At 42.1% G+C, this 11861-nt stretch carries 10 protein-coding genes; 1 reads left to right on the top strand and 9 read right to left on the bottom strand.

Annotation, left to right across the window (positions count from 1 at the left end; all coding sequences use genetic code 11):
- Positions 1–221 precede the first annotated feature (221 nt).
- From ACT3RN_RS11510 to ACT3RN_RS11500, 3 genes are all read right to left on the bottom strand, one after another.
- Positions 222–620 (bottom strand): ribbon-helix-helix domain-containing protein, encoded by a 399-nt coding sequence (locus ACT3RN_RS11510; protein WP_192519991.1) that lies wholly within the window; start codon positions 618–620, stop codon positions 222–224.
- A 55-nt stretch (positions 621–675) separates the two neighbouring features.
- Positions 676–1236 carry a DJ-1/PfpI family protein gene (locus ACT3RN_RS11505; RefSeq protein ID WP_318779542.1) on the bottom strand — a complete coding sequence of 187 codons (561 nt, stop codon included), beginning with the start codon at positions 1234–1236 and terminating at the stop codon, positions 676–678.
- A 300-nt stretch (positions 1237–1536) separates the two neighbouring features.
- Complete coding sequence (locus tag ACT3RN_RS11500; protein ID WP_192519989.1) at positions 1537–2565, bottom strand: serine/threonine protein kinase; 1029 nt, start codon at positions 2563–2565, stop codon at positions 1537–1539.
- 176 nt (positions 2566–2741) lie between these two features.
- On the opposite strand from ACT3RN_RS11500, the gene ACT3RN_RS11495 reads away from it, so the two are divergent.
- Entirely contained in the window at positions 2742–3701 is a 960-nt protein-coding gene (locus ACT3RN_RS11495; protein ID WP_442440162.1) for an ATP-binding protein, read from the top strand.
- A 7-nt stretch (positions 3702–3708) separates the two neighbouring features.
- On the opposite strand, the gene ACT3RN_RS11490 is transcribed toward ACT3RN_RS11495, so the two are convergent.
- From ACT3RN_RS11490 to gyrA, 6 genes are all read right to left on the bottom strand, one after another.
- Complete coding sequence (locus tag ACT3RN_RS11490) at positions 3709–4857, bottom strand: ribonuclease Z (RefSeq protein WP_192519987.1); 1149 nt, start codon at positions 4855–4857, stop codon at positions 3709–3711.
- 33 nt (positions 4858–4890) lie between these two features.
- Positions 4891–5139 (bottom strand): hypothetical protein, encoded by a 249-nt coding sequence (locus ACT3RN_RS11485; RefSeq protein ID WP_192519986.1) that lies wholly within the window; start codon positions 5137–5139, stop codon positions 4891–4893.
- A 92-nt stretch (positions 5140–5231) separates the two neighbouring features.
- Complete coding sequence (locus ACT3RN_RS11480) at positions 5232–5900, bottom strand: glutathione S-transferase (RefSeq protein ID WP_192519985.1); 669 nt, start codon at positions 5898–5900, stop codon at positions 5232–5234.
- A 186-nt stretch (positions 5901–6086) separates the two neighbouring features.
- Positions 6087–7157, bottom strand: a complete 1071-nt coding sequence (rarD, locus tag ACT3RN_RS11475) for an EamA family transporter RarD (protein ID WP_192519984.1) — start codon at positions 7155–7157, stop codon at positions 6087–6089.
- Positions 7158–7397: 240 nt separating this feature from the next.
- Positions 7398–8468 carry an EamA family transporter RarD gene (gene rarD / locus ACT3RN_RS11470; protein ID WP_192519983.1) on the bottom strand — a complete coding sequence of 357 codons (1071 nt, stop codon included), beginning with the start codon at positions 8466–8468 and terminating at the stop codon, positions 7398–7400.
- 200 nt (positions 8469–8668) lie between these two features.
- Positions 8669–11446 (bottom strand): DNA gyrase subunit A, encoded by a 2778-nt coding sequence (gyrA, locus tag ACT3RN_RS11465; RefSeq protein ID WP_192519982.1) that lies wholly within the window; start codon positions 11444–11446, stop codon positions 8669–8671.
- Positions 11447–11861: the final 415 nt, after the last annotated feature.

Raw genomic sequence — 11861 nt, 5'->3', positions numbered from 1 at the left:
ATACAAAAAAACCGAGCGAAAGTACTACAAGTAGTAGATTAAGCGAGACTGACGATGTGGGGGGATTTATATAGATTTGACCATATAGCCAAAGAACTCTAACAGCGATGCAACGCAGCTGAATGCAGACTGTACAAGTAGTACATCTAAGAAGGTTAACGCTGTAACGATTTAGTAGCTCGCTGACTCTAAATGACTATCGCTTAAGTGAAGGACACACTTCAATTAATAGAAATATTTTGCTCAATGCCATTGAATAATGCACTACGTTGATTTTTGCGGAGGGTTTCACGTTTGATGATATTTTTTGCATCGACCTCCTCTAAAGGCAATGCTGTTTCGCGAAAAAGATCGCCATCGGCTATTAAAGACAAATAACGAGAACAACAAACCCTTAAAAAAGAGGTGAAATTACCAATATCATGATCAGCATCGAGAGACTCAAGGTATAGCTTAGTGATCAGTTGATTAACCGTCATTTGATCACGAAATGCCAACTCTTCTAATATATCCCAAAAAAACACTTCCAAACGAATTGAGGTAACTACTCCCTGAATTCGAAGTGATTTGGTTTTAGAGCTCCATAAGCTATCATCAGCACTAATAAATAGTTGGCACATATATCCTCTCTCGATACTGGGGCCTATTGAATATTCAACAAGCCCTAATTAAAGCTTATAGCAAAGCAACAAACTGCTTCAGCATAGCTGGGTGAGCAGGCCATGCAGGACCCGTTACTAGCTTTCCATCTGTAATAGCGCCATCCATAGGCAACTCAATATACTCAGCGCCAGCCATTTCTATTTCTGGCTGACATGCAGGATAGGCAGATACTTTCTTACCCTTTAATACGCCAGCAGCCGTCAGTAATTGTGGCCCGTGGCAAACCGATGCAATTGGTTTATCAGTATTTGCGAAATGCTGAATCATTGCAATAACCTTGGCGTTCAAACGCAAGTATTCTGGCGCACGTCCACCTGGTAAATACAAAGCATCGTAATCTGCGACATTAATATCGGCAAAAGAGGCATTAAGGGTAAAGTTATGACCACGTTTTTCGGTATAAGTTTGATCCCCTTCAAAATCGTGTATTGAAGTAGCGATACTATCCCCTTCAGCTTTATCTGGGCATACCGCATCAACCTCATGTCCCATTGCTAGAAGCGCTTGGAACGGAACCATGTTTTCATAGTCCTCAACGAAATCACCAGTAATGATAAGTACTTTAGCCATGATATTCTTCCTTTATTGTCGTAAAATGAAATGAGGTATTGTTACCCAAATTATCCTATATAGTCGATCCACTATAAAATAAATACAGCGATACGGGTTACATTTTGCGCCGCCTCTGTCTATGTAGGCATAGCAAGCAAGAAACCCGTAGTTGCACCTCTTTTATTTAGGACTGACTATAGCGACTTAGCTTAAAATGAGCCTGAATATCCATTCAAACATAAAAAACAATGACTGGGTAATATGTGAATACTACAAACAGTCGCTTTTTGAAAAAAGCTTTTTGAAAATAAAAACATCAACTTAGCTATCATCTAATGATGTTAAATCCTTCAAAATAACTTCCATACTCTGATACCGTCTTTCTATCTGCTTCGCCAACGCCTTATCGACAATACATTGATAGTGACTATATTCTGATGGCAGCTTTGGAATAGGTTGCTGGCAATGCTGAATCGCCCACGCTTTCGATGCATCCTTGCTGTTAGCAGCTACCTGAAACGGTCGCTTGCCTGTTAGCACCTCAACCATCATGATGCCAAATGCATAGATATCGCTTTGTACTGTTGCAACCTGCCCTTGCCAACGCTCAGGTGATAAATATGCTAGTGTTCCAGCAAGATTTGGATGACTATTAGCCACCGTTATATGTTGTGCTAAAGCAAAATCAGTGATTAATAATCTAGATGTCAGACCATTACTCATAATATCTACTGGCAACTCATCGTCAGACCTCTCAAGCAAAATATTGCTAGGCTTAATATCATTATGCAACCAGCCAACCTGATGCAGGTTAGCTATCAAATGTGCGGACTGTACTAAAAAGTGATGCCTATGTTGCGCTGTCAATGAATGCTGATTTTGAGTACTCAACTGTCTTGCCAAGCTACCATTAGGATAATAAGGCATGACGATGATGATCAGCTTTTGAGGCGGCTCTAGCGCTTGAACGTTTACGTAATGATGCGCCAATAGTGGCGCTGCGATAGCCTTATCTTCGATTTTGGACACAGCGTTTACAGAGGTTAGCGCTTCCGCTTCATGAGTTAAATCAAAAGACATGTTATCAACATCAATCTCAGTATCAGTGTCAGCAATCAACTGCCATTTAATCATGACTTGACCAAACTGTGAATGCTGGGCACGCGTTAAGCCTTGATAATGAATCCCTTCGATGTCTTGTGTTTGTTCTGTGGTTTGCTGAGCAATACGCTGATGTACTATCTCACTAAAATGCTGTGTGGCCAGTGCTTGCGTGATAATAGGCAATAGCTGCTGAGATTGCTCCTGCAACGCTTGCGTAATAGACGGATTACTGGCACTATTTTCCATAGTATTTTTTCTCATAATATAGTGAGATTACTGCCTTACCATTCGTATCATTTCCAAAAATAATAATAACGCGAATAATGGTTACAAGTACTACGCTCAGTAGGCACCAAAAGTTTCGCTGCGTAATGATATTTTTGGGTATGGTATTACAGACAACCTTAATTACTAGAGCCACTATGTCACAACCAATAATCCCAACCGCGCCTTCTAATCAGCCTACTTATGCCCTACCCGCACCTTTGTTAGACTTACTCAGTCAATACTTACAAGAGCAGGTGACACCGACGATTGAAATCGATCCGAATCAGCTTGCTTATCGCTGGGTTGGTGGACGCACTGGCCATCTACAACCTTTATCGGTCAACCTGTTTTTGAGCTTAGATGATTTGCATGGTATTGATAAGCAAAAATCGAAACTGGTTCAAAACACCCGTCAGTTTATTAAAGGTTATCCTGCCAATCATGTATTGATGTCAGGGACACGCGGTGCTGGTAAATCATCATTGATTCGAGCCTTGCTTCAAGCCCATCATAATGAAGGCTTGCGTATTATTGAGGTTGCCCGCGATGATCTACAAATATTAGACAAGATTCGCGCTGCCATTAATGCTCTACCAGCAGATTGTCATTGCCGCTACATCGTATACTGTGACGATCTCGCTTTTGACAGTCAAGACGAGAGCTATCGTACGCTAAAGAGTGTGCTTGATTCAGAACAGGACAAACTATTGGTCTACGCTACCAGTAATCGCCGTCGCCTGCTACCGCAAATGATGAAAGACAATATTAATATCTACAACGGTCAGACGGATGAAGTCAATCCTTATGAGGCCATTGATGAAACCGTATCATTGTCAGACCGATTCGGCTTATCACTCACTTTCCACCCTATGGATCAGCAGACCTATCTGCATATCATTCAGCATTATCTGAATTTGGAGCAGCAGAAAATCTCAGCTGATATGGACAGTGATGCTAAGAGCATTTTAGAAAGTCAGCTAATGCCTGACAAGATTAGAAAGGATGCACTACGCTGGGCTTCTGAACGTGGTGGTCGCTCAGGACGGGTTGCTTACCAGTTCAGTCGCTACTGGAGCGGTATAACGCAATTAAAAATTGAAGACAGCAAGCGCTAAGCCATATCTAATCACTGCGTGCAGAACCTATATACTGCACGCGGCTGTTCTCTTCACTACCTTCTTGGCTGCACTCTTTATTGCCTATCGGTTCAACTGCGCCATCAACCGTGTATTGATCAAAATCAGCAGCTAACCAAAGATTGCCTTGATAGACACTTTCAGCATCTAAACGAATGTATGCCATGTTTGGCGTCTTGCTATTAGGATTATCAAAACCCTGATAACGCGCACTGAAGTGAGTCAAAATTAAATTATTTACGCCGCTTTTTTCTACAAGACCAGCCACCAATTGCGCACTGCTATGCATCGGATCAAACTCGGGGTTTTTGCCTTGAATCTTAGTGAGCACTTCATGGGTATAAGTGGCTTCATGCACCAATAAATCCGTATTGACCAGTGCATCGCTGAGACACGCTGGCGTATCGTTATCTCCTGCTATCACTACTCGCGTTCGTGATAGTTCGTCATTGACATAGTCGGCTGCACATAACTGCTGACCATCTTCGGTGATGACATCGTGACCTTGCTGCAATTTACCCCATAGCGCGCTTGCAGGAATGCCTTGTGCTAGCAGTTTATCCTTATCAAGCCTACGATGATAAATGGTCTGCGTGACACCAAATGCATGAGATGCGACCCGATGTGATAGCGCTGTGATATCAATATCAAGCTGATGCTGGTCGCTTAAGCGGATATTCACTTTGTTTGTATCACGTTTCTCAGATAGCACGTCTTCAATCGCTACAAAATTCACAGCAAAGGGTAGATATAATTCTGTGGTTAGGTTAATGGCCTCAAGCAATGTCGCAATTGCTTTTGGGGCGATCAGCATCAACGGCTCACGGCGTCCTGACATGGCTACACTGGCCAATAATCCTGGCAATCCGTAGTAGTGATCGCCATGCACATGGGTGATACAGATAGCAACCAATTGATGCATAGACAGCTTGGTATGTAATAGCTGCTGCTGCGTACCTTCACCGCAATCTATCAATAACCATGGACGCGATTTTTTATTTGGATTGTTCTGTTGATTATTGCCTTGGGCTGATCCAGACAAATAAGGATTCAGACATTCAATCGCCAATGCGGTTACATTGCGCTGTTTGGTCGGCACACCAGCGGAGGTGCCCAAAAAGGTTAACTTTAGCATCGCGTTACGTCTCTTATATATAACAATCGGCGGTTATGATAATTGGCACATCATGGTTTTTTGTGCTTCAACCATCTGTCCACCATTGGCCGTACACTCATTGACCATATTGGACTCATAAGACTTCCAACCACCATAAAAGCTCGCTGCGCATAGTATGACAACCAGAATTTTCTGCGACCAAGATTTGATAGAGACTTGCTGGCTATTAATAGCGGCTCTATCAGTTTGTGATTTATCGATATCTGTATTTGAAGCATTTGATTTATTCAGATCTGTCATCTTTTATCCTAAAAAAGGTTTTGTCTATGATAAACAAAACCTTTTATTTTACTATTAAATGAGTTATTTCTCACTGTGCAAATGTGTTTCGTCTAAAACTGCAAACGACCACCCTTTTGTTCTGCACGTTTGAAGGCATCACGCTCTTCACAACGTTTGAGCCAGTTCAAAATATTGGCATATTTACGACTGTCCAAACCTGCGCCCGCATTAGCACCAACAAGCGCAAGGTGCATCTGAATATCCGCCGCGCTAAAGTCACTGCCTGCAAACCAATGATTGTCTTGCAAGCGTTGCTCGATCATATACAGCATTTTTTGTAGACCGCTGCTGATCATATTCTTTTCAACTTGACCCTGAATTTTTTTACTAATAGGCCTAATGAGCATTGGTGACTGTTGAACCACTTTAGTAAATACCAAGCGCATTACCAGCAACGGCATCAACGAGGCTTCCGCAAAATGCAGCCAAAAAGTGTAGGCTTCCCATGCGTCTTCGTTGTCATCAGTAGGTTTAAATCTCTGCGCTGTGTCATAGTGTTTGATCAAATATTCAATAATAAACCCTGACTCAACCAAGGCGCGATCGTTCACTTCTAGTATTGGCACATTACCAAGTGGATGTACTTTTTTGAGGCTCTCTGGCGCGCGATAGGCCTTATTACGCTCATAGCACGTCAATTTATAGTCGACGTTTAGCTCTTCTAATAACCATAAAATACGAAACGAGCGCGAGTTTGCTAAATGATGAAGATGTAACATAAATCGTCCTAATGATAGTGTCAATATTATGATGTCAATGAGTGGTGTCAATGAGTGATGATTTTTATGTATGGTGCGCTGTATTCTTTTAAGCATAACAACACTGCTTTTGATAATAGCGTAATTCACGCACCTTTGACACAGAATAAGACTCACAAACTAAATCATGATACGCCTTAGCAACATTTACTTTAAATGCAATGCTTCAATTTTACGGGTCATCTTATCTATTTTTTGCTGATACTTTTTAATTTTACGAAACCGATGCGCAGCGAGTACACCTTTGATACGGCGGTTTTTTAGACGGCGACGCGGCGGAAAGCTCCCCACTTGTGGCTCATTGTAGCCATGTAAACGATCATCACGTTTACGCCCTAGATAACCAAGCGCGCTATCGGCAATCATAATAAGCAATGCGACAAAAATCATGCTGTACATCAGTATCGAACCGCCCTCTTCCATATTGCCATCTAAAAGAATGATGGAAAACAGGAACAAAAATATTGGCTCTAGATAGCATAAAGTACCAAACAGTGAAACTGGCAGTTTTTGGCTGGCAACCATCGTTAATGACATCGCAGCGGTGCTGATAATGCCCAATAATGGCAAAAGATACCAAAGTTTTTGATTGGATACTGCCAACTCAAAACCGCCGTTCATATATAACACGACTAAAACGACTGGTAGTAGCAACGTCAAGTCGGAAATAAGACCAGTAATGGGCGGCACTGCTAGCTTGCGGCGCAACAGATAGTAAGGAGGGTAACCCAAACATACAAATAAAGTCGCCCAAGAGATAGCCCCATATTCGAAGATATCGTAAGCGATGCCAAAACCTGCGCATATGATGGCAGCCCACTGTAGTAGACTCATACTCTCGTTATAAAAAAACCGACCAACGACGATCATAATCATTGGATATAAAAAATATCCTAATGTTACCTCAAGACCCAGCCCATTGACTGGTGCCCACATAAATATCCAAATTTGCGCACCCAAAATCGGTGTGGGTAGTATAAATAACAACCACTCTTTGGCGTTTTTTAATGTTTTTAGATAGTCAAAAATATGCTGCCACTGCTTTAATAAAGTGACTAGCAACACCAAGCTAAAAAACATCGTTAGTACGCGCCACGACGCAACCTGCGTACCTGATAATGGCTGCAGTAATAAGCCAAATAAGAATAAAAGTGAATACAAAAAGTTTGCAGCTACGGCAGTGATTGTACCCTGTGATGTTTGGTTAGTAGTTATCATAGCAGCGACCTTTAATGCTTAGTACACATTCTTGGCAATTTAAAAAAAAACAAAAGCCTCAGACGAAAATGTCTGAGGCTTTTGTATATAAGATAATCGCGCAATCTAAAATAAACGCTTTGATTGTATGGTGCTTACATCATAGACGGCATTATGTCAAAGTCAGAATAAATAAGCAATGCCCCTCATTCATCTAATATTAAAACTTCTTTATTGAGTAAATAAAACACACCTAACTAACTATTTTAAATCAAGTTTCTCGATTTTTTCCTGTATTTTATTTAGCTTTTTTTGGTAGCGGCGAATCTTGCGAAAACGGTGTGCTGTCAGCACACCATCGATACGTTGATTGATAAAATGACGCCGTGGCGGAAACCCACCTATCTGCGGCTCGCTATATCCATGTAAATGATCATCACGACGTTGTACTATATATCCTATAGCACTATTAACCATCATAACCAGTAGCGCAAGCGTAATCATACCGTACATGAACAGAGAGCCACCTTCTTCAAGATCTTGGCTAAGCACAGTAATAGACAATATAAATAACAGCATCGGCTCTACATAACTCAGAGCACCAAATAATGAGACTGGTAGCTTACTACTAGCAATCATCATCAATGACATCGCAAGCGAGCTAAAGGCACCAAGTAATGGTAATAGATACCAAAATTTTGTGTCTTGTATCGCCAAACTAAAGCCATTGCTAAAATATAACACGGTGAGTACCACTGGTGTAAGCAGCGTCAAATCAAACAACAACCCCGTTACTGGCGGCACGGACAGTGTACGCCGCAGTAGATAATACGGTGGATAGCCCAAGCACACAAACAGTGTCACCCAAGATATTGAGCCGTATTGCAATATATCATAACCAATACCCATGGCTGCAAATAGCGCTGCCACCCACTGTAATACACTCATATACTCATGATAAAAAAATCGTCCGAGTACTATCATCACGAGTGGTAATAGAAAATAACCCAACGTCACATCCAAGCCAAAACCGTTGACTGGTGCCCACATAAAAAGCCAAATCTGTCCACCCAAAATTGGTGCAGGTAACACAAATATAAGCCACTCTTTGACTGTCTTGAGGGTCTTTATATAGTCAAAGACATGTTGCCATTGCTTGGTAAAACTGACCAATAACACCAGACTTAATAGCATCATCAATATACGCCATGACGCGACTTGCGTACCGGTCAAAGGCAACATAAAAAGCCCAAACAAAAACATTATCGCAAATAGAAAGCTCGATGATATCGATGCAAGAGTTCCTTGAAAAGTTTGATTGGTCGCAAACATAACAACAGCCTTAAAATATAGCTTTATGGGCGTGATTTATAAAGAATTATAGAAGTTGCGGCTTATAGTGCTCAGAATATAACAGCAGACCTTAAAATTAATAACACTTAGAAGAATAAAAAAGCCTCCGACGAGAACGTCAGAGGCTTTTACTAGAATAATCTTATAAAACTAGATCAAAAAGCTAACTACTGAGGCATTTACTCGCCATCTAACTCATCATTATTTGTATTGCCTACAACATCAGCCGTCACTGTATTATCAGTAGCAGCATCAATATCTATCTGCTCTTGACCTTCTACATCAAACGTGCCATCTTCTTGCATCGCATCAATTAATTCATCGTCGCCTTCTTCGTTCTCAACACGTGCCATAGCAACCAGCTTTTCATCTTTTGATAAACGAATCAACGTGACACCTTGGGTATTACGACCAGAACTGGCAACGTGCTCAACTGGCGTACGAACCAACGTACCTTTATCAGAGATTAAGATAATATCATCTTCAGGATCAACTTTGGTCGCACGAACCAATGCACCGTTACGCTCACTGGTTTTGATAGCAATCACACCACCACCACCACGATTTTGCGTATTAAACTCATCAATCAAGGTTCGCTTACCAAAGCCGTTTTCACAAGCAATTAAGATTTCACGTACATCGTCTTCGATAACGACCAATGACTTGATAAACTCTTCAGCAGACAGACGCATACCGCGGACGCCTTTAGCCGTACGGCCCATCGCGCGAGCATCATTTTCATTAAAACGAATGGCTTTACCACTTGACGCAAATAACATTACTTCTTGACTGCCGTTGGTAATACGAGCGCTGACCAGTTTATCACCTTCTTCTAATCCAACCGCGATAAGACCGTTCGAGCGAATATTAGCAAACTGCTTAAGCTCAACACGCTTAACGGTACCATTGGCAGTCGCAAAGAATACGAATGGCGCCTCTGCTTGGTTACTACCCTCGAGTAGATCGTCATCATCCGTTAGTGAGCTTTCATCTATTGCCGATACGTCTTCTACGATTTTTGGAATCGGTAATATCGTCGTGACAGTCTCATCACCATTTAAACCAATAAGGTTAACCAATGGACGACCACGCGCACCGCGACTGGCAATCGGTACTTCAAAGCCACGTAGGCTAAAGACTCGGCCACTATCAGTGAAACACAGTACGGTCGCATGAGTCGATGTCACGATCAGATGATCAATGACGTCATCTTCTTTCATGGCGGTGGCAGACTTGCCTTTACCACCACGTTTTTGCGCAACATAATCATCGATTGGCTGAGTTTTGGCATAGCCGGTACGCGATACTGTCATCACAACCGTCTGTTCAGGAATGAGGTCTTCACGGTTAAAATCAGTACGTGAATCGATAATATCAGTACGGCGCTCATCACCAAAATTATCACGAATCTCAATCATCTCATTTGAGATAATCGTCATTAGCTTATCAAAATCACCCAAAATAGATTCTAAATGCGCGATTTCACGCAATAAGTCTTGATATTCTTCCGTCAACTTGTCTTGCTCAAGACCTGTTAAGCGATGCAATTGCATGTCTAAAATCGCATTGACCTGCTCAAGTGATAAACGATAACGCTCTTCACCTTCGATGAGACCAAACGGTGCGTTAGGATCTTCGCCTTCGATATAGTCAGGACGTACTGACTGACTACCAGCAGCGGTGAGCATCGCAACGACACTACCTGAACCCCACGTGTTATTTAGTAAGCTCTCACGTGCAAGGCCTCGGTTTGCAGAGGCTTTAATCGTCGCAATAATCTCATCGATGTTTGCTAGAGCAACGGTTAAACCTTCGAGCAAATGGCCACGAACGCGAGCTTTATTCAACTCATAAATCGTACGGCGAGTCACAACCTCTTGACGATGACGAACAAACGCTGCTATCAGCTGGCGCAAAGTCAATAATTTTGGCTGACCATCATCGAGCGCAACCATATTAATACTAAAGCTAGACTCTAGCGGCGTTTGTAGAAACAAGTTATTTACGATAACTTCAGCAGTCTCACCGCGACGCAAATCAATAGCGATACGCATACCGTCTTTATCGGACTCATCACGAATCTCACTAATGCCTTCGATCTTTTTATCACGAACCAATTCTGCAATACGCTCAATCAACTTGGCTTTATTAGCTTGATACGGCACTTCAGTGAATACGATACGCTCACGATCACGATTGACACCCGTATCACTCATGGCTTCAATATGATAGCGACCACGGATATGTAAACGGCCCTTACCCGTGCGATAGGCATCTAAAATGCCCGCGCGGCCATATATAATACCGCCTGTAGGGAAATCAGGTCCTGAAATATGTGACATCAGCTCTTCAGCTGAAACTTGTGGGTTTTCGGCATACGCCAAACACGCATTAATCACTTCGGTCAGATTATGCGGCGCCATGTTAGTCGCCATACCGACCGCAATACCTGTCGCACCGTTGACCAACAAGTTAGGAATACGCGCTGGCATCACGCTTGGCATGCGCTCAGAACCATCGTAGTTATCTTCCCAATCGACCGTATCCTTGTCCAAATCGGCAAGCATTTGATGGGTCAGTTTGGTCATACGTACTTCGGTATAACGCATGGCCGCCGGAGGATCATCATCAATCGAGCCAAAGTTACCTTGGCCATCAACCATCGGATAGCGCAAGCTAAAATCCTGTGCCATACGAACAATCGCATCATATACTGCGCTGTCGCCATGTGGATGGTACTTACCAATGACATCACCGACCACACGTGCTGACTTTTTGTAAGGCTTATTGTAGTCATTAGATAGCACATGCATGGCATACATCACACGGCGGTGAACAGGCTTGAACCCATCACGCACATCAGGTAGCGCACGCGAGACAATCACGCTCATCGCATAATCCAAATAGGATTGCTTTAATTCGTCTACGATGCCAATAGGACTGACTGACTCGCTCATATATACTCCTTCACTCATATCCACGCTATTAATTTTGCAGGCTTTATAGATAGCATATTATCCCCATTAGATATTGATAATCATCAATAAAAACAACGAGCAAAGCAATGCTATAAAGCATGGAAAATATTACGAAAACAATGATATTTTTGATAGTAAATAAAAGAAGCTATTTTAGCACAAATTTGTTGATTTAGGGGCATCTGAGCGTCATTAAAATCAAGCAAAACAGCCTATTAACAGCAATATATCAAGTAATTTATAGCATCTGAAAATATATCACTGACAGGTTCGTTTTGATTGGCTAACTTTGGCATTCTCATAGACAAACTTACCATCTTTTGAGCAGTGAAATACTCCGCCCGTTTAGATAACTATCGCGTGAACTAAAAGCAAACCCTAGACAAAAAAATTC

Source organism: Psychrobacter sp. AOP5-GZ1-6, from assembly GCF_052376345.1.
Lineage (GTDB): Bacteria > Pseudomonadota > Gammaproteobacteria > Pseudomonadales > Moraxellaceae > Psychrobacter.
The sequence above is the reverse complement of the archived record's forward strand: the minus strand, read 5'-3'. Positions and strand labels throughout refer to the sequence as shown.